We start from the raw sequence: 20,921 nt of genomic DNA on the forward strand, positions 1-20,921 counted from the left end.
TTACGTGTTATTGAATACAGGAAAACGCCCTGTTCCCTTTATTCTAATTTTATTGCCTGAATTTTTAAGAAAGAGAGACACCGTGACATATTGTTTAGCAGTCAAAGTAAACCGGGGCCTGATTTTTGGCTCAGATTCCAGAACCAATGCAGGCGTCGATCATGTCGCGACCTACAGTAAAATGCGTCGTTACACCTGGCCTGGCGAACGGGTTTGTGTATTAATGACTTCGGGTAGCTTGGCCACCTCACAAGCAGTCATACACGCTATTGAGAGAGATTTAGCAAACCCCGATGCCGAGTTCAGCTTGCGTCATGGAAAGCAGTTATATGAGGTTGCCCAATACATCGGTAAGTTAAGCCAACAAGAACAACAACGCCATGCAAGAGCCATGGAACAATCCAATGCCAGTGCAGAATCTAATTTTATATTAGGTGGTCAGATTGCGGGGAAAGAAGCGGAAATTTTCCATATTTATCCCCAGGGCAATTTTATTACCGCATCGGAAGATACCCCCTACTTGCAAATAGGTGAAACCAAATACGGTAAGCCCATACTCGATAGAATTATATCGAAAACCACCACGCTGGAAGATGCTGCACGCTGCGCCATGGTGTCGCTAGATTCCACCATCAGAAGTAATATTTCCGTTGGTCCCCCCATCGAAATTGCCATGTACCAAAAAGATTCATTGGAAGCGCCGTATCACAACACCTATACCCTCAATAGCCCTATGTATAAGTCGTTGCAAAAACAATGGACTGAAGGCGTGCGCAAAGCCTTCGACCAACTGCCCCGTTATGAATGGGAGAAAAACTAAACGGCTTTCACCAACAGGTGAATGAAATACAGTTTTTCTTTTGATTTATCATTGATAACAAAGGGATAAGCATCATCTAACCCCATGCTACTATTAAGGGCATTTAACAAATTGGTCAGCTTATCCCAATCTTCGATGAGAGTATTAAAGCTCTCATCGCAATACGTGGCCGTATGTGGGTAATCGCTAATGAGCGGGTTAGACAGGGTTTTATTTTCCAAACTCGTGCCATATTCATTAGCCGATTCTAACGTATCGACCATGTGCAGATAATGAGCCCAAGTTTCAGCCCAGTCTTCCCACGGATGCATACTGGCATAAGCACTGATACAGCGTTCTGGCCAATCGGGGGCGGGTCCTTGGGAATAATAACGCTCTAAACTCTGTTGATAATCTTGCCGCTCGTCGCCAAAAAGCTGTCTAAACTCATCTAAATGCGGGCTATGCTTAACTAGGATATCCCAATAATAATGGCCGGATTCATGACGAAAGTGTCCAATTAATGTGCGGTATCTTTCGTTCATTTTCTCCCGCATTTCCAAACGCTTGGTTTCTTCAGCCTCTTTAAGATTGATGGTGATCACACCGTCGCTGTGACCGGTGGTAACGGTGTTTCTGATAGTCAGTTCGCGACCATACAACGCCTCTTCCACTTCGTCTTCTAAAAACCGAAAGGATAGACCGTCACTGGCTTTATTTTTACCTACAATAGGCAAGTTTAGCTGATTTAAGGTATAGATAAGGTGACGTTTGGCCTGCTCCATGCGAAACCACAACTTAAGGTTATCGGGTTTAGATAAATCGGGAATGGTTTCGGTTAAGACACAAGATTGGCATAAGTGGTTAGGGTCATCCAGCGGAATAAGCCAGTTACACACATTCAATTGGGCATAATTGGCGCATTGCTTGTAAGCCTTTCCATTGACGGTGGCTATCCAATGTCCGTCACTGTTTACATCACAGGAAGATATCACCTGCGCGTCGGTCAAAAAGCCCACCGGGCGCTGACACGACAAACACAAACTGTTTGAGAAATATAATGCATTTCCACATGTACACTTGTATTTTTTCACGGCTTATCTTCTGTCTGCTTATAGCTTAATGTATATTTTAAGGGGTCTTAAGCTACACTACAACGCGTTTAAAAGATATAACACGCCCTCGCTCAGTACCAATTCATTTAGCTAGTCATTGACGCCTTGAAACGGTTTATTTTTGCGGCGCTGTTTTATCATATTCCACAAAATCCTCTAAGGCAGCCCCTGGATCTTCTTCTCCGGCAACAGAATCATAATCCTCTTCTGTTGTATCGGTTTCTGGCAGGGTGATTTCCCGTTCGTGTGGTGGATGTTTATCTGATGTTGTCATAGCTCTCCCCTTATTTACAGGTCGGTGCATTGTCGGTTTTACGTGCCACGGGTAATCTGCGTTACGAAAGTGCCGTTCGCCGTGATACAGCAAGTTAATTAAGTGTATACGCAATATTCAGAAACTTGATCGAAACCGGTGCGGAGAAAGAAGTCGATAAACCGAGCAGTAAAAATAATGCCAACCTGCCATGAGAAAAACGCATGACAGTATAAATTTTTATTGTTAGAAATTCCTTTACTCTGTCTTTACACTTGAACCTCACCGTTCGAGGTGTGGGCCCCACCGACTGAGGACTGTTAGTCCACCGTCGAGAGTAAGAATGAAACCATTTATGTGTAACCGGAAGGCTTCAATCCACCTTCCGAACTCCTTTGACCCGCACTTAGCGGGTCTTTTTTTAATAGCGTTTACACACCGGTCGGATTAATCGCGGTAGGTTGGGTCGGTGCGGTCGAGTTTTCGGCGCATCGCCTGCCAAATTAGGTCGATACTTTGCGCCATATAACGAGGACTAGATGCTTGTTGGGCCACATGTTCACAAATTGCATCGTCAGGGAGCAATAATTTCCCGCCGGTTTTCATAGTCTCTATTTGAATTTCACAGGCTTTATTCAAATAATACATGCGATAGTAAGCTTCGGCGACGGTGCGCCCTACCGTTAACAAGCCGTGATTACGCAATATCATGCTGTGCTTATCGCCAAGGGCGGCCACAATGGCTTCCCGCTCATCGCAGGCTAACGGGATCCCTTGATAATCGTAATAGGCCACCCGGTTGAAAAACTCCATGCTGGTTTGATTTACCATCAGTAAACCTTCCTCTAACCCCGCCACGGCCATGCCCGCCATAGTGTGGGTGTGCATTACACAATGAGCATCGGTGCGGGCCATATGAATCGCACTATGTATGGTGAATCCCGCTGGGTTTACCGACGCATCATCTACACCGGCGTTTTCCCCCTGCACATCCACTTCGATAAGGTTACTGGCACAGACTTCTTCAGGCAGCAGGCCATAACTGTTGAGTAAAAAGCGATCCGAATGATCAAGACAACGAGCGGAAAGGTGGGTAAAAATATTATCGCTCCAGCCGTGTAAAGCGAGTAAGCGGTATGCGGCGGCTAAGTCAATTCGTAAATTTGTTGCGGCACAGTCATTTGAGGCTGACATCGCAGACTCCTTAATAATCATGAACAGAGACTGTCTGCAAAGTAGATGACTAGACACCAACTGGCAAATCACTTTTTTGCAAAGTGCCATACCAAAAAATCATAGGCTTATACAAACATTGATGGCGATAAGCCCAGAATGTGGCAATTACGGGGTTTCAGACATCATATATTCAATGGCACTGGTTAGATCTTCTTCAGAACACGCAGCACATAGCCCCATAGGTGGCATTTGATTAAGACCGGACATGGCATTTTTAAGTAGTGTATCCATGCCCTTACTTTCTTTTCGCTCTTGCCACTGTTCGGTGTTGTGGGCAATTGGCGCATTAGAAATGCCCGCAGCGTGACACATCACACAGGCTTGGTTATAAACCTGCTTTCCCTTCTCAAGGGTGTCTTCTGCATGTACAGACTGCAACATTCCAAAAGTAAGAATGGCAATAAAATACGTTTTATGTGACATAAAATTTCCCGTTATGAATATGAAACTACGAATGCAAAAAAGGTAACACACACTAGCTGTAAGGGTGGCCAACTCGCTTCCCGTTATCAATGCTACTTTTTCCCGTTTTTCATACTCCTTTCGTATCCTTTTCATAAAAAAGGCTTAATCGTCAACGGCCAATTAAACAATAGCTTTTAAAAAGCTGCATAGTGGCTAAATGACGTACATAGCAAATAGCTGTCACTACCATAGGGTAATCTTTCTTCACACCGTTCTTTGGTGTCGTCATAGTAATGCGGACTGCTTCACAAAATGTGTTTCACATTTTGCGGTTTGTGTTAGCAGTACAGTCTGCAGGAATAATAAAAATACGAATTGTCCTGGCAATACGATGTAAATACCCAAGAGGTCAAATAGAAACCACATTTTGTCTTTATCAATTACAGGCAAAGACATAATGAATTAGTACCAAAACGCAATTGACCACTGCAGGCATACCTTCAACCGTCAGAAATAACAGGTATTGCCATGAAAGAGAAAACACCATTTTTAACCACAAAACGGAAACTCAAGTTGGTAAGCGCGATAGGTCTGGCATTAGCGGCTAATCATGCTTCATCACAAGAGTCTGACACTGATGCTTCTGAAATCAGTGATGTAGAAAGGATCGCCGTTATCGGCGCAAAAACAACACGTACTACAGCAGCAATAAGTAATGAGTACATAGAGGCCCAAGCACCGGGTATCGCCCCACAGAATCTTCTTCGGGATCTGCCGGGTGTTACGGTACAAACCTCCGATCCATACGGCATGTACGAACTCATTAATACCATGTCCATTCGCGGTTTTGACGCCGGCCAGTTGGGTATTACCGTTGACGGTATTCCCCTTGAATCGGTGGATAACAGTGAAGGTGGCTCTATTGGACGTTACGTACTCAGTGAAAACCTAGCAGGTGTGGAAGTTTCACCGGGTTCTGGCGACGTAAGCCAGCCAACACAACACGCCCTTGGCGGTGCAATACGCTATTTCAGTAGCGATCCAGAAGACGAAGTGGGCGGCAGTGCATCCTTTACTGTGGGTTCCTTTAACTTTCAGCGTAGCTTTGTTCGCGTTGATACCGGCGAACTGTGGGACGGTGGACCAACGGCCTATATTTCTGGCGCACGTTTACGCTCAAACACATTTGAAATCGACAATGCCACATTGGCCAACGATCACGTTGAAGCCAAAATCAAACAATCATGGGATGAAAACAGCCTAACCTTTCGTATGACCTGGGATAACCGTGACGATCACGATTATATGGAATACGACCTGGACGGTAACCCTGCGTCATGGTGGACCATTATTGATGGTCTGACCGGCGACCCTGAAATCGACTGGATGTATTACGAGTACTGGCGCAACGGACGACGGACTTGGCTCTACAACCTAGTGGGCGATTTCTGGCTAAGTGAAACACTTAACGTAAAAATTACCCCTTATTACGAGAAAAAACACGGTTACGCTTGGTTTTCTGTCACACCCGCCAACGCCCAAGCACTTTATGATGCCGCCATTGCCGGTGGACGCACCGATATCGAGTACGAACCCAACGGCATAATGGCACAACGTAATGGTCAACGTCCGGGTGAGCGCTACGGTACAACGGTTAACGCCGTGTGGGAAATATCCATGACCAACACCCTGGAATTTGGTGGTTGGTATGAAGATTACGACTATGATCCTAACCTGCCTTTACAAAACTCCAGTTTAGAAGATGGCAGTATCACCAACGAGATCATTGGTTGGAGCTACGACCGTCACTTCGATACGCAAACAACTAACTTCTATATTAAAGATACCATGCGTTTTCTCGATGATGATCTGAGCATAGAAGTGGGTGCAAAAGCCCTGATGGTGGATCGTCACTTTGAAGGCATTGCAAACCTTACTGACTACAACTCAAACACCTACCGGGATTTCAGTGTTGAAAACGAAGATTTGTTTCAGCCTCAGTTTGGTGTGAGTTATTACGTCACGCCCGATACCCAGGTATTTGCAAACTATGCGGAAAACTATGCCGGTGCCCCGAGTGCCGCATTGGTATCTACCGTCTTCAACCCAGACATTTCACCTGAGCAATCGACCAATATTGATGTAGGTGTACGTACTTCCGGCGAAACCTGGAGCGGCTATATCGCATTGTACAGTATTGATTATCAGGATCGGATTGTGTCTATCTCGTCCCGTAATATCCAAACCATTTCTGGTTCGGCATACACCAACGTGGGCGACATGGAAACCTACGGTGCAGAGCTTTCCGGTGAATATCGTCCCAACAACCAATGGAAATATACGGCGTCAGTTTCCTACAACAGCTCCAAATTTGAAGACGATTATTACACCTACGATGCGGATACCGATTCGGATGTCCTTATTCCGGTGGCCGGCAAATATATTTTTGACCAACCCAAGGTTACAGGAAGCTTTGTTGCCGCCTACAAAGGAGACAACTTCTTCTTCAACATGGATGTGAAATACACCGGATCGCGCTTCGCCAACTCCATCAACACGGAAGAAACCGACGCCTACACCCTGGTGAATGGATCTATTGGTTGGGAAGGCGACGACCTAAGCAACTTCTCGAATATGCGTTTCCAACTCGCCTTCTACAACCTGCTTGATAAGGATTATCTATCGGCAATCAGCACCAGCGAAACCGGAGGCGGTTCATACAAGATGGGGACACCCCGGACACTTTATGCCAGCGTTGAATACGACTTTTGATAACACTAGCCGACAGACAGCAATGGCTGTCGGCTAAAGGCCAAGGATCAAACGCATTGCGTAACGGGTCTTTGAATTAAATGAGGAAAATTATGAAATTACGAAAGCTGATCACCGTTTGTTCGGCAGTCTCTAGTATCGCTTTTGCGAATAGCGCCGTTGCCGAACTGGAAATAGAAAAAGTGGGTCTTATTAAAACTCTGCCAGACACTCCCCATCTGATTGTGTCAGAGTATGGGCGTTCCCATGTGTTAGATCCAGAAACCTTTAGCCATCAGGGCACCATCTCTGAAGCCACTCAGAAGGTATTGTCGTTAGATGGCAAAACCTTATACACCACCCGCACCTATTACGATAAAGGACGGGAAGGGGCAAAACACGACAATGTACGTTTCTGGGACATGGAAACCCTCACCCCCACGGTGGAAATCCCCATTGTTGATAAACTGGCCATGACCGGCATGCAGATCCCCTTCATGCAAGGCTCGGCTAAACAGAAATGGTTATTCTTGCAAAATGCCACCCCCGCCACATCCGTCACCGTATTTGATGTGGCCGGTAAAAAGCAGGCTGCAGAAGTCCCCCTACCGGGATGTTGGGGAATCTACCCCATCATGAATGATGAGGATCGCTTTGTTTCATTGTGTGGTGATGGACGTTTGTCAGCTATCACCCTCAAAGAAAGCGGCGAGTATGGCTCAACGGTTCGAAGCGACATTATTTTTGATGTAGATAGCGACCCGCTGTTTGTTTTTGCTGAGCGCGAAGGGGACACCCTGTTTTTCGTCTCATTTAACGGCAACTTCTACACCATTGATATCAGTGGCGAACGCCCATTACTAAAAAGCAAAAAAGCCATTGTACCTGAGGGAACTCCGGGAAATTACAAGCCCAGTGGTTATCAGTTAATGAGCAAAATTCCAGGTACCAGCTACTTATACATCCTCATGCAGGAAGAGGCATGGGACGGTTCACACATAGAACCGGCCACCGAAGCCTGGGTTTACGATTACAAGACCAACAAGATTGTATCCCGTAGCACCATTTCCGACGGTATTTCTGTGCAGTACTACTCCGGTGATGGCAAATATCTGTTTTTGGGCACCAAGAAACACGGTCTGGTGCGCTATTTCGTTGATCCGAATGCCGCTTATACCCTTCGTCGGGACAAGTTCATGAAGATGGAACGTCCTTCAGCCTTTACGCTATAGGAAATGATTATGGACTCAGGTATCGCAATACTTTCTGTTATCAGCGCGGGGTTAATCGCATTGATTTTCGCCAAAGCGGCGGTGGGGAAGTTTTTCAACTTCTTTGAGACCCAGGGCATTATCCGCGACTACAAATTATTACCGGAAAAAATGGCCCCTGCACTTGCGGTTATGGTGCTGAGCCTTGAACTGGCAACGGTGGTTTTGGTGTTAATTCCGTCGTTTAGAAGCACGGGCGCGCTTTTAGGCATATGCCTGTTAGCCGGCTACGCGGCGGCCATTGGCATCAACCTAAAACGTGGACGCGTTTCCATCGATTGTGGTTGCGGCGGCTCCGGTCAGGGGATCACGCCTTGGCACTTGGTGCGCAATGGGCTTTATATTGGCATCGCCAGTTTTGCCGCCTTTCTCCCCGTCGAACAACTAAGCGGTTTTGTACCGGCCACCACCTGCGTAATGAGCATCATTATGTTGTGGGGTGCGGTCATGCTGTTTGAACAATTACTGAAAATTAAAGCCCACATTGTGGTTTCAGATTTACGTTAATAAGGAAAATATTATGGAAGCGATTAACATTATTGTTGGTGTTTTATTTGTCGTAGTTTTAGGTCTGGTTGTTGCAATGTGGGCGCTGGCTCGCCAAACCGGTATTTTATTCGAACGCGTGGCGCCCCTTGGTGCATTGGTTACCGACAGCGGCCCGGCAGTAGGTCAGCCGGCTCCCCAATTCGATATCCAATCCTTAAGTGGAACAGGTGCCGTTAGCGTGGGTGGAACCCAGTCCCACAGTACCTTGCTGTTTTTCCTGTCACCCACCTGCCCGGTATGTAAAAAGCTGATCCCTTTGCTCAGCAAAATTCAAAATGACGAGCGTTCATGGTTAAAAGTGGTATTAGCCAGTGACGGCAAGGCCGATGAACATGCCCGGTTTATTGAATCTCACAAACTCTCTGCTTTCCCTTACTTACTGTCAACTGAACTTGGCATGGCATTTCGTGTAAGCCGTTTACCCTTCGCCCTGTTAATTGGTGAAAACGGCAACGTACTGGCAAAAGGGCTGGTGAATAACAGAGAACAAATTGAAAGTTTGTTTAACGCAAAAGAAATGGGTATTGCCTCTGTGCAGACCTACATTGAGCAGGCCGAAAATTCTGCTCACGCATAATACCCAAGGAGAAATCAATGACCAATATTTTATCTAAACTTCGAGACAGATTAGATAGCATGACGGAGAAATCAGTCCGCCGTCAGGCCACTAATTCCGGGCGTCGTAGCTTTCTAGCCAAAGCTGGCCAAGCCATGGTGGGCATGGCCGTTGTGCCCATGCTGCCCTACGACCGCCTTGGCGAGGCCTCTGCAGCAGAATTTAAGCAAAAAGGTGACAATGCCTTTGATGCCGAAGACCAACAGTGTGAATACTGGCGCTATTGTGCACTGTCGGGCACCCTTTGTACTTGTTGCGGCGGCTCAGTCACCGAATGCCCTCCAGGCAGTGACATTTCCAAAGTGTCCTGGATTGGTACCTGTGAAAACCCCGTAGACGAAAAATCCTACCTCATCAGTTATAACGACTGTTGCGGCAAGATGTCCTGTAACGGTTGCCGCTGTAGTAACCACGAACGTGAACGTCCTGGATATCGTTTGGGCCTTCACAATGGCATTAACTGGTGTATGGCGAATAACAAAAACGCTTATCACTGTACCGTTGCTGCCATTGTAGGCACAGCATAAATTTCCGTTATTGCCGGCTGCGGCCGGCTTTTTTTGGAGTAAAGAATGGTTATTCTGAAACCCCGTGTATTTTGCCTGGCCGTAGCCACGGCTGTTTCTTTCATCTATACGTCTGCCGTCGCTAATAGCAATTTGTCCTCTATTCACGGCATTTCAGATAATGCCCCGGTAGCAAACAAATACGCTCTTTTCTGTGGTGGTTGCCATGGCTTAGATGGTATGGGCGAAATTAAAGCCGATGTGCCACAAATGCCCCCTAACATTGGCGCCTTTTTATATGACGATGAAGGTGCCTGGTACATGGTTAATGTGGGCGGCGTTATGAGCGCCGGTATCAGTGATCAAGATGCGGCAGATATCATGAACTATGTCATTACGTCATTTGGGTCACAAAGCGTCCCTAATTCAACGTATAGATTCACCGCGGAACAAGTTGCTAAGCTTCGCAAGCAACCCCCAGACGATTTAGTAAAATTGCGCAGAGATATCGCCAAGCGACTGGAAAAACGTGGCATAACGTTACCAGCGCATTATCCGTGGAATTAAGTATTTTTTGAAACATTAACACTCAGGACTTTGCCAGCAGTACCGGCACATTGCCGAAACGCCTAACCCGATGAAATGGCTGCTTCATGGAACTCGTGAACTACCAGGTAGAAAGGAAAGTGACTGATGAATTTCAAACAACTTCAATACTTTGTATCAACGGCAAAACATGGAAGTATTACCGCTGCGGCAAGGGAGCTGGACGTGGCTCAACCAAGCATCAGCCAGCAACTAGCCAATTTGGAATTTGAACTAAAAAACACCCTGTTTGAGCGCAATTATAAAGGGGTACATTTAACAGAAAGCGGGCGGGTGTTTTATTCCCACGCCACCGAGCTGCTTAATCGTATGATCTTTGCCAAAAACGCCATTACCGATATGGCGAAATACCCCAGTGGTACCGTATCTTTAGGGCTTACCCAATCCATTGACAATATTCTTGCCATTCCCCTTGTAAATGAAATCTCAAAAATCTTTCCGGATATTAAGGTACAGATCACCACCTTACCCTCCAAGTGCTTAAATAAAGCATTGGCAGACAAAGAGATCGATATCGCCCTAAGCTACAAAGAAGAAGTGCCTACTGCCAATATTATACGTAAGCCACTCATTCGCGAAGATCTCTTCGTTATCGTCGGAACCCGAGATGCCGTTACTTACAAAGATCTGCTGTCGGTAGATGCGCTGTCCTTTGATGCTATTTGTCATTTAGCCATGCTGGCACCCGGTCACAAAGATACCTTGCTCGATACCTTAAAAAACATGGAAGTTAAAAAAGAGAAGAAGCTAAAATTACTGGCGGGATTTGGCCAGTTATCTACGGCTTTGCGCGTGGTAGTCCAAGGTAGAGGCATTATGATTGCGCCTTCTTCAGCGTCCTATCATTTGGCGGAAAAAGGATTGGTAAAGTTGATTCCCCTGATTGACGATGAACTCAAGCGTGAAGTGACCATTAATACCCATGTAGATAGCTCCATTAGCAAAGCCATGAGCATTGTTATGAACACCATCATTAGTTTGACACGGGTGGCGAACAAGAATAGATCGTGGGCAGGGGAATTCGTCTATTCTGATACTGAAGATCGACATTACATTGACCGGAGCAATATCAGTGAACTAATAACATGTAAGTAATGACTTACTTAGTGGGCATGAAGGGAAACAAAAAACACCCACCAAGCAAGTCATAAAACCCGTTTAGTAACGATAACCGGCCCGAATACCGAAGGTACGCGGATCAGAGAAGGTTGCAGTACCACCGGTTAAGGTGGGGAAGCTACTGGCTACGGACACCGATGAAACGGTTACGTTATCTTCCAGATTTTTTGCGAACACTTGTGCATACCAGCTGGTATCCTGAGAATAATACGTCAAGGTAACATCGGTTTTGGTATACCCAGGCTGACGGAAATAAGCTTCAATGGTGTTGTTCAAGATGTAGTATTCAGAACTCCACTTAGTGTTTAAGCCGAAGTCCACCGTGGCCCCTGAGCTTAATTCCCAGGTGTGCTTATAACCTGCAGTCAGCGAAAACTTCGGTGAGCGTGACAGAGGGTCGCCATCAAAACTCGCGGTCTCTGACATTTGATAGCTCGCATAGCGGGCATCCAACCAAGTTAAGGCCAAGTTTAGCTTATCATCGGCGGTCGGAGTCCAAACCGTCTCGATTTCAACACCGTCAACATCCGCTTCTGCTGCATTGGTCGTCACATTTAAAGGCGCGCCGTCGACATCAACAACACCACTAAGCTGCAAGTCTTCATAATCATAGTGGAATGCACTGGTATTGAGCTGCAGTTTGTATTCAGGGAAGCGGGTTTTTAAACCGGCTTCAAAGGCCACCAGGGTTTCAGGGTTATAATACAGGGCTTCTTCGGTGGTGGGTGATGTACAGCCTTCAACCCCTTCCAAGCACCCACCATTAAAGCCTCCGGCCTTGTAGCCTGTTGCCACACTACCGTATACCAAGGTGCGAGAATCAAGATCATAATCTAACCCTAGCTTCCAAGTGACTTTGGAGAATTCTCTGTCGGCGTAATTTAGAGTATCTCCGTTCTCAAAATCATATTCTTCATCCAACGTTGTATGACGAATCGTAGCACCAAAGCGTGATTTCTCATCCTTGGTAGAACGAATACCCGCTGTTACCCGAAGATCATCGGTAAGGTGATAGGTAGCCTGACCAAAAGCAGCCACCGATTGAGAAATCGTCGGATCCTGTGGGAAACCAAAGATATAGCCGTCTTCACCTTCATCGGCTAATAAACCGTATAATATAAAAGCGATGCCGGATTCTTCACGGAAGTAGTATAAACCCGCCTGCGCTTGCAGTTGTCCGTTATCGTAGGCTAAGCGGAGTTCTTCGGAATGCTGTTCATACTCGCCATCCCAAGTATAGCGAACACTCTTGACGGAATTGTCAGCAGTGAATTGGCCAACCACACGGGATCCTTCTTCATCACGGGTAAATTCTCGGTATGAGCCAAGATAGTTTAAGGTCAGTTCCGGTGTGATATACCAGTTAACATCCCCTTCCACCCCCCAGGTACTGTTGTCACGATCTTGTTTGCCGATGGTATCATAACCAAACTGGCGTAACGCTTTTGAGCTATTATCTATGTAGGTTGGGTCTATGCCCGTCTCATCAGGCATATCGTAGAAGTTTGTTAGCAAGGCAGACTCATTGGGATTGCCTAACATATCGCTGTAATCCAGACGTACCAGTACTTCCACATCGTCAGAAATATTATATAAACCTGTCGCCCGTAACGAACGGTTGTCTTTATATGTGTCGACATCTGCATCTACACCATCGGTTTCCAGGTAGTTGTCACGACGGTCGATATTGGCGGCAAATCGCAATGCAAAATCGTCGTTCACAGGCAGATTCACCATGGCAGTGCCTTGCAGGGCATTGTAGCTGCCATACGCCATATCAATGGAGCTTTCATAATCAAAGATGGGTTTGTTGGTAATAATATTCACCACCCCTGCAGTGGTGTTCCTGCCATACAAGGTTCCCTGGGGCCCCCGTAACACTTCAACACGAGAAACATCAAAAAACGAAACCTCCTGGGCTTGGGGGCGGGCAATATACACGCCATCAAGTAAAAAGGCCGCCGACGGATCACCTTTTTCCGTGTTATCAGAACTGCTTACACCACGGATGGTAATTTGCAAACCATTGTTTCTATCAATAGACAGGTTAGGCGTTACATCCCCTAGGGTAGTTGGGTTTGTGACGCCGGCATTACGCAAATCTTCAGCCCCTACCGACGCCAAAGCGACGGGGGTTTTCGATGCAACCGATGTGGTACGGCTAGCCGTGACGATGATTTGTTCAAAACCATCTTCATCCAAGGTTTTTTCTTGCGCAAATGCAGAATAAGAAAACGTTCCACTGACCATGCCCAATGCAGAGACAACAGCCAAATAGCTTTTACGTCTTTTAGTTACCAACATGCTTTGTGTCCTCTAATCTTTCTAATATTAAGAGCGTGAACCGAACATCAGTCGCACCGAGGTTGCGTTAGTAACTTTTTGATAAAGTTAGCCAAGTATGTTCTGAACACATGAGTGTATTGTGCTGAGCCAAATACTCAGCTGTACAAAACGGCAAGGTAGAATTCACACTGCACTTTCCACCTTCCCCAAAAAACGTTTCCTGACATCCCGCCCTTGCCGCCACTAGTGGCAAGGTGATATCGATGTCATCTCATTTCCAAAACTCAGCCTTTTTTTGTCACCATTGAAGAAGCTGGTTTTGAGCCTTTAACACCATAAAAAACAATGAACAGATAACAGAAGAAAGGTAAAACGAAGGCCAGTTGTAAGCCCAGATGGTCGGCCAGAACGCCCTGTAATAAAGGCACGATGGCACCGCCCACGATGGCTAAACACAGAATTCCTGAGCCTTCACTGGTGCGCTCACCAAGCTGATTGAGCGCCAGGCTGAAAATAACGGGGAACATGATGGAATTGAAAAGACCAATAAGCAGAATGGCCCACATGGCCAATGCGCCCTGCCCCATGATCACAATAAGCAGTAAAACTGCGGCTACGGAGGCGTTAAACGCCAGTACGACACCACCAGAAAGTTTTTGCATCACCGCCGCACCAATGAAGCGCCCCACCATGGCACCCGCCCAGTAGTAGGCAATATAATTAGCGGCCTGGGCTTCACTCATGCCCGCAATGTTTTCTTGCCCTAAAAAGCTCACCAGAAAACTACCAATAGAAACCTCTGCGCCCACGTAGAGAAAAATGCCTACAGCTCCCAGTACCAAATGACGATAACTGAAAATTGATGACTGATGGGCGTTTGCCGTTACCTTAGGGTCCGGCGTCGACGCAATGGTTGGCAGCTTTAACAATGCAAAAACGGCGGCCAAAACGAATAAGGTGGCAGCAATAATAAGGTAAGGAATTTGTACCGCCGAGGCTTCCTCAGCTTTGAAAGCCACAAGTTCTGCCTGACTCATTTCGGCAGAGCCCGCCGCAGCTACCGATAAAATTAACGCGGCACCAAAAAAGGGCGCAACGGTGGTGCCCAGCGAATTAAAAGCCTGGGTGAGGGTTAACCTACTGGCGGCGGTTTCAGAAGGCCCCAGTATGTTCACATAAGGATTGGCAGACACCTGCAAAATAGTAATACCCGATGCCAGCACAAATAAAGCGGCTAAAAACAGAGAATAAAGGTGGGTATCGGCGGCAGGATAAAACAGCAAACATCCAATGGCCGCTACCACTAGGCCGCTGACAATGCCGTGCTTATAGCCGATACGCTTAACGAGGATCCCCGCAGGGATCGACACCAAAAAATAAGCCCCAAAGAAACAAAACTGTATTAACATGGCTTGGGTATAGCTAAGTGCAAATACGTTTTTCAGGTGCGGGATCAGGATATCGTTCATACAGGTAATAAAGCCCCATATGAAAAACAAACTGGTGAGTGCACTCAGTGCAAAAAGATGATTCTGCGAACCATTATTTTGCGTAGTGGCTGCGTGGGTCGTACCTGTTAATTCCATAGGTGTATCCTCAAAGTGGTAGGCATTTGGGCAATTAGCGACCAATCTCAAAAATAGATTCTGCGATTTGCATACCTGAACGATGCAACTCAACGGCCTTTAACATATCGGCCAATACCTCAGGTCTTTCTTCGGCAAGGTTAAACTGTTCTTTGGGATCTTCACCCAGGTGGTACAGCAGAGGGCGTTTATGCTCGGTACGTGCGGGCGGCATGCCATAAGAGCCTTGTGTAATGAGATGAATTTTGTAAGGCCCTTTTCGAAAGGCGTACAGTTCACCAGAGCGGTAGAAAGCCTGACGGGTTCGCGGGCTGTCTTCACCCTGTAAAAGGGTGGGACTTAAATCGATAGAGTCCACCACCGAGGCAGCCGGTTCGGCGCCAGCAAGGGATAAGGCCGTGGCATATAAATCCATCACAGATCCCATACCGTGCACCACCTTAGGCTCAATATGTCCTGGCCACCAAAAAATGCCTGGCACCCGTAAGCCGCCTTCAAAGGTGGTTCCTTTCCCCCCTTTCAATGGGCCTGAGGAGCCTGAATGCTGATCCATTAACGTCCATGGGCCGTTGTCGCTGCTAAAGACCAGCAGGGTATCTTCGGCAATACCTTGGGCTTCTAAGGCTTTGCGGATTTGACCAACACTCCAGTCAATCTCTTCTACCACATCGCCGTAGCGGCCACCTGCGCTTTTGCCTTGAAACGCTTCACTGGCAAAAATAGGGGCATGGGGCATGCTGTAAGCAAGATACAAAAAGAAGGGCTTTTCCCCGTGCGCATGCTGCTCAATATAATTAATGGATTCTTCGGTATAGCGCTTGGTTAACAGGCTTTGATTAGGCGGACGCTCTACGATCTTATCTTCATAACCATCAGCAACTACTGAGCTTTTAATAAGGGGAATATCCCAGTATTCATTTTTCGGATGTAAGGTGTAAGTTTTACGATCTGCAATGGCCTGGCGAACAAATGCTTTGTCGCCTTTGGCGCCATGGGCAAAGATTTCGGGGCTGGTGGGGCCCACGGCCCAGTCCATATCGTTTGAATAGGGCACGCCTAACCATTCATCAAAACCATGACGCGTTGGCAGGGCATCAGGAAGATCGCCTAGATGCCATTTACCAAACATCACCGTATCGTACCCTGCTGATTTCAGCGCTTCCGGCATTGTCACTGTGGCATCGGGAATACGCCCTGGCTCGCCAGGAAACAACACGCCTTTGGTTTTACCGTACAACCCCGAACGCTCTGGGTAATTACCGGTCATTAAGGCACCACGACTAGGGGAACAAATCGGTGCGGCAACATAAAAATCTGTCCAGCGCTGCCCTTCCCGTGCCATTTCATCAAGCTCTGGCGTGTCATTTGTTGCACTGCCATAGCTACTCAGATCGCCATATCCCATATCGTCAGTAAACAGGACAATAATGTTTGGCTGCTTATGAGTGGCACTGTCGGTTGCACCAGTTTGTTCTGTATCAGCAGACTTATCACAACCTGACAGTAGCGCAGCGGTTGCCAAAAACAGCACCTGCAAGGGTTTTACTGTGGTGCACTTGGCGAAACGTTTTTTCATATTATTCATCATAAGAAAGTCCATAACCAAAGGGATATAAAGGGGCTTCACTGTCAAAGGGCGAGTCTTCTTTTTGTGCAACCACGGCTGCCATGGATGAGGGAAGTTCAATGGGCAAGGTGCCTTCAGGCTTGGCTTGCCCCAAAATAACGGAAAGCAAGACTTTGTCTGACACACCAAAGTTACCAATAAGTGCATCAACGTTATCTTGTATGGCCGTCATGATTGCTGGCCGCTCTAAGAAAACCGTCGCAATGGTAGGGACCTGTTTACTGGCTTTTATCACAGCGTCGTAGTCTGGATTACCCGGCAGGAACGCAAGATTCCCTTCATGGTGACGACGGCCAAACACATAGTTTTTATGCGGCTGTTCAAAAGGCGCCGTTAATCGCAGAATGGCCAGATCCGCCTCTTCAACATTATCCACTACAGTAAAGCCAAGCGTTCTAGCAATATCAGCATCAATGCCATAAAGATAGACTTTTTTATCCGCCGTGGATAATGGCAAAAGCTGCTGTTTGTTTTCCAGCAGCACAAGTGCTTTGGCTTGCGCGGCTTCAGCCTGTTTAGTGAAGTCTTCATTCCCCACAATCTCTGCTGCACGTTCAACATCAACAAAGGGATTTTCAAATAAACCCAACTCAAACTTTTGCAGCATGACGCGGTAGACAGACTCATCGATACGCGCTTCAGACACTAACCCTGATTTGACCGCATTCATTAAAGGTTGCGGTTCTTCTACACCACCAAACTGATCAATACCCGCATATAATGCCTTGGCATAACGTTGTTGCGGTGATAGCTCGGTGACCCCCCAGGCTGTGGATAAATCTTTAATTTCCTGTCTTTGACCATTGGCTTCGCCATACTTACAGGCGTCGTTGCAATCTAAGGTGATGGCCCAATCAGAAAGAATAACGCCATCGTACTGGTACTCGCCACGTAATAAATCGGTTAATAAATAGCGGCTATACCCTGCTCCCACTTGCTCGATAGGATGCCCCTGATAAACCAAATTCTGTAAAATGGAATAAGTAGGCATCACACCACTTACCTTGGCAGCAAAGGCCCCTTCAAAGGGTTTGAGATGATAGGCAAAGTTGTTGTTAGGAAAGGTAGCAAAACGGCCGTAGTAGTTGTGGCTGTCCAGCCCGTCTTTTGCGGCGCCATAGCCTACCCAGTGCTTGACCACAGCAGCCACACTGTCTGGATGTAAACCATCAGCACCATGTTGAAAGCCTTCGATGTATGCCTTAACAAGCTTTTTGGTAAGATCGGCGTCTTCACCAAAGGTACCCACAATTCTGGGCCAACGGGGCTCGGTGGAAAGGTCTGCCATGGGCGATAAGGCTTGCTGAATACCCACCGCACGATATTCCTGGCGTGCGATATCGCCAAACTGACGCACCAATTCATCATCGCCTATTGCCGCTAAGCCTAAGGCTTCTGGCCACTTACTAAAACCGGCCGCATTCACGCTGGCCCCGGCCAAATAGTTAAAGTGATTGCGGGGATCGGTACTGATCACCAACGGGATCCCTAATCGGCGCTGCTCTGCCATGGCTTGTAAATCGTTACTGCCCTGAGCCATTCGATCTGCACTTAAGGATAACCGGGTAATAACGCTACCAATGTTATTTTCTAAAATAAGATGATGGCCCCATGTCATGTCATAGTTTTTAGCACCAAAGGTGGACATACTGCCATGCAATAAAGCCCCGGCTTTTTCCGCTAGGGTCATTCGAGAAACCAAATCCTGGGCACGCTCAGCAGCACTTAAACGCCAGTCTTCGTAAGGGTTTAAAGTGCCGTCTTTGTTAAGATCTTTAAACTGAAGTCCATCACGCTGTAAGTAAGGCAAACCGTTGGCTGACCCTAACTTAGGCTGGGTAAAGGTTGATGAGTCAGAGGCAGGCGTGTTTGCGACACAGGCCGCCAACCCCATAGAGAATGAAGAGAACAGCGCCAAACGAATGAAGCTTTTACAAGCCTGCGCGGCCGTGAAATCGATTTTTTTTACCACTTCGGTAACCCCAAAATAAAGAGAATCTCACCGTCAGCAATCCACCTTGGATATTGCTAAGATGTAATTTAGCGCGAAGATTAATAACAAATGACATCGATGTCAATAATATTTTTAACATGTGGGTTACAAGTAGCAACCTAATGTTAACCAGCAATTTCATAAAAAATGGCGTTTGCGAATAAGATGCTTAATAATGATCTTTCTTTGTGGAATTGCTTAGAGCAGAGCGAGTTACGTATATCAATGAAAAAGGCTACTCTTTACGACGTCGCAGAAAAAGCCAAGGTGTCGCCGAAAACAGTATCGAGAGTGATCAATAAGGAATCGTCAGTTCGGGAGAAAACGCGCGCCGCCGTGTTGGCCGCCATCGAAACGCTAAATTATCACCCGAATTCCTACGCCAGAAGCCTGCGAAATAGCCGCGCTTACGTGATTGCACTCCTTTACGATAGCCGCAGCCCGGTTTACGTGCTGGACCTGCAAATTGGTATTATTTCGGTGTGCGAATCGGAAGGCTTTAATATTCTTATTCAACCTTATGATATCGCCAGTGAAACCCTGACCGACGATATCGATGACTGGTTGGAACGCACCCGAATTGACGGTTTAATTATTAGCCCGCCATTAACTGATCATGTTGGTTTATTGCAGGTGTTAAAAGAACGAAATATACAGTTTGTTCGTATTTCTCCCATCGATAAAAGCGATATCTCGCCGTACGTTTACAGCAATGACAGAGCCGCAGCCAAAGCCATGACCGAGCACCTTATTGCCCTGGGCCATGAAGCCATTGGCTTTATCACCGGCCACCCAGAGCATAACGGTGCCATTGAACGGCTAAAAGGGTATAAAGATGCGCTGTCCGCCGCCAATATTCCCCTGGATGACAACCTAATTAAACAAGGCGATTTTAGCTTTGAGTCAGGTGAAATCTGTGCCCGAGAATTATTAAATCAAGCGGTACCGCCTTCGGCCATCTTTGCCAGCAACGATAATATGGCCGCAGCCACCATGAAGGTAGCCCGCCAAAAAGGGTTGGTATTGCCGGACGAACTTTCCATCGCAGGGTTTGACGATTCGCGCATATCCCGCCAATTATGGCCACCCCTTACCACGGTGCAGCAACCCATAAAAGAGCTGGCGGCCCGCAGTACCGAGTTATTGATTAATCGGGTTTTAAACCGCGCGGTAGAGAAAACGAACAAGGTGTTTGATTGCAAGGTGATCACCCGAGAATCCACCAGTGTTAACACGAAAAAATCATGAGCAATAAAATTTAACCAATTGTTTTTAAGTACTTTTTTAGATTTATAGGTGTGCAGGTGTGCAGGTAAAAAATGCAATTAGCATTTGAAACCAATAAAAAAATCCATTAGTTTAAATTATGTACTTACTCAAAGGGAATTGAGATGTTACCCCGCTACGGATAGTTTGTAAGCATCTTCCATCTACCCGCAGCTAAGTATTCAAAAGTCTCTTTTAAAGTACACCGCATACTTTACTAAATATTAAAGGGGCCTAATACATGTATAACTTGCTAAGAAAGAAAGTTGATAATTGCTATCGCTTTAATTCTAATGCCTGGGATTGCTAGTGCAGGTATGACCTTATGGTGTAAGGAAGTTTATAAATGCCAAGTTACTGATACCGATAGTGGACCATCGAGGATTTGCGGTAATTGGCTTGAGTGTGAAGTAGTCAATTTACCTTAATTATAAAAATAAAATGAGCGTTAGTCAGACTTTTACGCTCTACGTTTTTTCAGGGAAATTTATGAAACGTTTTATAATTTTTTTACTCGCGTCTTTTTTTGCACCTCTATGCACCAGTGCTACTTTCAAAACTCACTTAACCGTGAATGATATTACGGATCTCGGTTTTGACTTTAAGGTTCCCCGGCTCATTATTGTTGATACAAGTGCCCCCTGTATTGTCTACGACGGCGTGGGCTCTATCATTGAAAACAAACTGAATAGCAACGTCGTCTTAACTCAAGATGAATGCTTAAGCCAGCATAGCCAGAGGTTAGAAAATACCACCAAGTTAAAAGCGCTGCTTAACCTAGAGGATGAAAGAGACACAAAATACGAACTGTATTATATCAGCTTGGATAGCAACGCTATGCCCTGCCCGCCATGTAAAACCATAGATGAGAAAATCCGTCGTACCCAATTTAGCCATGAAGCGGCGGTATTTCAGTTTATAATCACTGGGTAAAAAT

At 46.4% G+C, this 20,921-nt stretch carries 18 protein-coding genes; 10 read left to right on the forward strand and 8 right to left on the reverse strand.

Translation table 11 applies throughout. From position 1 onward, the window contains the following. Positions 1-82 precede the first annotated feature (82 nt). Complete coding sequence (locus V5298_RS02080) at positions 83-820, forward strand: peptidase (protein WP_332929806.1); 738 nt, start codon at positions 83-85, stop codon at positions 818-820. Here the strand turns inward: V5298_RS02080 and V5298_RS02085 are convergent. The 4 genes from V5298_RS02085 to V5298_RS02100 all read right to left on the reverse strand — a co-directional run bounded on the left by V5298_RS02085 (position 817) and on the right by V5298_RS02100 (position 3,826). Next, entirely contained in the window at positions 817-1,893 is a 1,077-nt protein-coding gene (locus tag V5298_RS02085) for a zinc-binding metallopeptidase family protein (protein WP_332929807.1), read from the reverse strand. The two genes, V5298_RS02080 and V5298_RS02085, sit on opposite strands and share 4 nt — an antisense overlap. A gap of 136 nt (positions 1,894-2,029) precedes the next feature. Further along, the gene (locus V5298_RS02090; RefSeq protein ID WP_332929808.1) at positions 2,030-2,188 is read right to left on the reverse strand and encodes a hypothetical protein; all 159 of its coding nucleotides are present in this window, start codon (positions 2,186-2,188) and stop codon (positions 2,030-2,032) included. A 426-nt stretch (positions 2,189-2,614) separates the two neighbouring features. Beyond that, a complete protein-coding gene (locus tag V5298_RS02095) occupies positions 2,615-3,361 on the reverse strand; it encodes a class II aldolase/adducin family protein (protein ID WP_332929809.1) in 747 nt (248 codons plus the stop codon). Between the two features lie 147 nt (positions 3,362-3,508). Then, positions 3,509-3,826 carry a c-type cytochrome gene (locus V5298_RS02100; protein WP_332929810.1) on the reverse strand — a complete coding sequence of 106 codons (318 nt, stop codon included), beginning with the start codon at positions 3,824-3,826 and terminating at the stop codon, positions 3,509-3,511. Positions 3,827-4,336: 510 nt separating this feature from the next. Between V5298_RS02100 and V5298_RS02105 the strand changes: the two genes are divergently transcribed. From V5298_RS02105 to V5298_RS02135, 7 genes are all read left to right on the forward strand, one after another. Beyond that, positions 4,337-6,580, forward strand: coding sequence for a TonB-dependent receptor (locus V5298_RS02105; RefSeq protein ID WP_332929811.1), 2,244 nt, complete (start codon positions 4,337-4,339; stop codon positions 6,578-6,580). A gap of 92 nt (positions 6,581-6,672) precedes the next feature. Then, entirely contained in the window at positions 6,673-7,791 is a 1,119-nt protein-coding gene (locus V5298_RS02110) for an amine dehydrogenase large subunit (protein ID WP_332929812.1), read from the forward strand. Positions 7,792-7,800: 9 nt separating this feature from the next. After that, positions 7,801-8,337 carry a MauE/DoxX family redox-associated membrane protein gene (locus tag V5298_RS02115; protein WP_332929813.1) on the forward strand — a complete coding sequence of 179 codons (537 nt, stop codon included), beginning with the start codon at positions 7,801-7,803 and terminating at the stop codon, positions 8,335-8,337. 13 nt (positions 8,338-8,350) lie between these two features. Further along, entirely contained in the window at positions 8,351-8,956 is a 606-nt protein-coding gene (locus V5298_RS02120; RefSeq protein ID WP_332929814.1) for a redoxin domain-containing protein, read from the forward strand. Positions 8,957-8,973: 17 nt separating this feature from the next. Continuing rightward, a complete protein-coding gene (locus tag V5298_RS02125) occupies positions 8,974-9,522 on the forward strand; it encodes a methylamine dehydrogenase light chain (RefSeq protein ID WP_332929815.1) in 549 nt (182 codons plus the stop codon). Positions 9,523-9,567: 45 nt separating this feature from the next. Next, entirely contained in the window at positions 9,568-10,068 is a 501-nt protein-coding gene (locus V5298_RS02130) for a cytochrome c (RefSeq protein ID WP_332929816.1), read from the forward strand. A 126-nt stretch (positions 10,069-10,194) separates the two neighbouring features. After that, positions 10,195-11,202 carry a LysR family transcriptional regulator gene (locus V5298_RS02135; RefSeq protein WP_332929817.1) on the forward strand — a complete coding sequence of 336 codons (1,008 nt, stop codon included), beginning with the start codon at positions 10,195-10,197 and terminating at the stop codon, positions 11,200-11,202. Between the two features lie 63 nt (positions 11,203-11,265). Here V5298_RS02135 and V5298_RS02140 read toward each other — a convergent pair whose 3' ends face one another. The 4 genes from V5298_RS02140 to V5298_RS02155 all read right to left on the reverse strand — a co-directional run bounded on the left by V5298_RS02140 (position 11,266) and on the right by V5298_RS02155 (position 18,697). Then, positions 11,266-13,530, reverse strand: a complete 2,265-nt coding sequence (locus tag V5298_RS02140; RefSeq protein WP_332929818.1) for a TonB-dependent receptor — start codon at positions 13,528-13,530, stop codon at positions 11,266-11,268. A 266-nt stretch (positions 13,531-13,796) separates the two neighbouring features. Continuing rightward, positions 13,797-15,098 carry an L-fucose:H+ symporter permease gene (gene fucP, locus V5298_RS02145; RefSeq protein WP_332929819.1) on the reverse strand — a complete coding sequence of 434 codons (1,302 nt, stop codon included), beginning with the start codon at positions 15,096-15,098 and terminating at the stop codon, positions 13,797-13,799. Positions 15,099-15,132: 34 nt separating this feature from the next. Next, positions 15,133-16,686, reverse strand: a complete 1,554-nt coding sequence (locus tag V5298_RS02150; RefSeq protein ID WP_332929820.1) for a sulfatase — start codon at positions 16,684-16,686, stop codon at positions 15,133-15,135. Further along, complete coding sequence (locus V5298_RS02155; protein ID WP_332929821.1) at positions 16,676-18,697, reverse strand: glycoside hydrolase family 3 protein; 2,022 nt, start codon at positions 18,695-18,697, stop codon at positions 16,676-16,678. The genes V5298_RS02150 and V5298_RS02155 overlap by 11 nt, the downstream gene beginning before the upstream one ends. Positions 18,698-18,943: 246 nt before the next feature. Between V5298_RS02155 and V5298_RS02160 the strand changes: the two genes are divergently transcribed. Both V5298_RS02160 and V5298_RS02165 read left to right on the forward strand, forming a co-directional pair. Further along, the gene (locus V5298_RS02160; protein ID WP_332929822.1) at positions 18,944-19,966 is read left to right on the forward strand and encodes a LacI family DNA-binding transcriptional regulator; all 1,023 of its coding nucleotides are present in this window, start codon (positions 18,944-18,946) and stop codon (positions 19,964-19,966) included. Positions 19,967-20,473: 507 nt separating this feature from the next. Next, the gene (locus V5298_RS02165; RefSeq protein WP_332929823.1) at positions 20,474-20,917 is read left to right on the forward strand and encodes a hypothetical protein; all 444 of its coding nucleotides are present in this window, start codon (positions 20,474-20,476) and stop codon (positions 20,915-20,917) included. Positions 20,918-20,921: the final 4 nt, after the last annotated feature.

Source organism: Alteromonas sp. 14N.309.X.WAT.G.H12 (assembly GCF_036697315.1).
GTDB lineage: Bacteria > Pseudomonadota > Gammaproteobacteria > Enterobacterales > Alteromonadaceae > Alteromonas.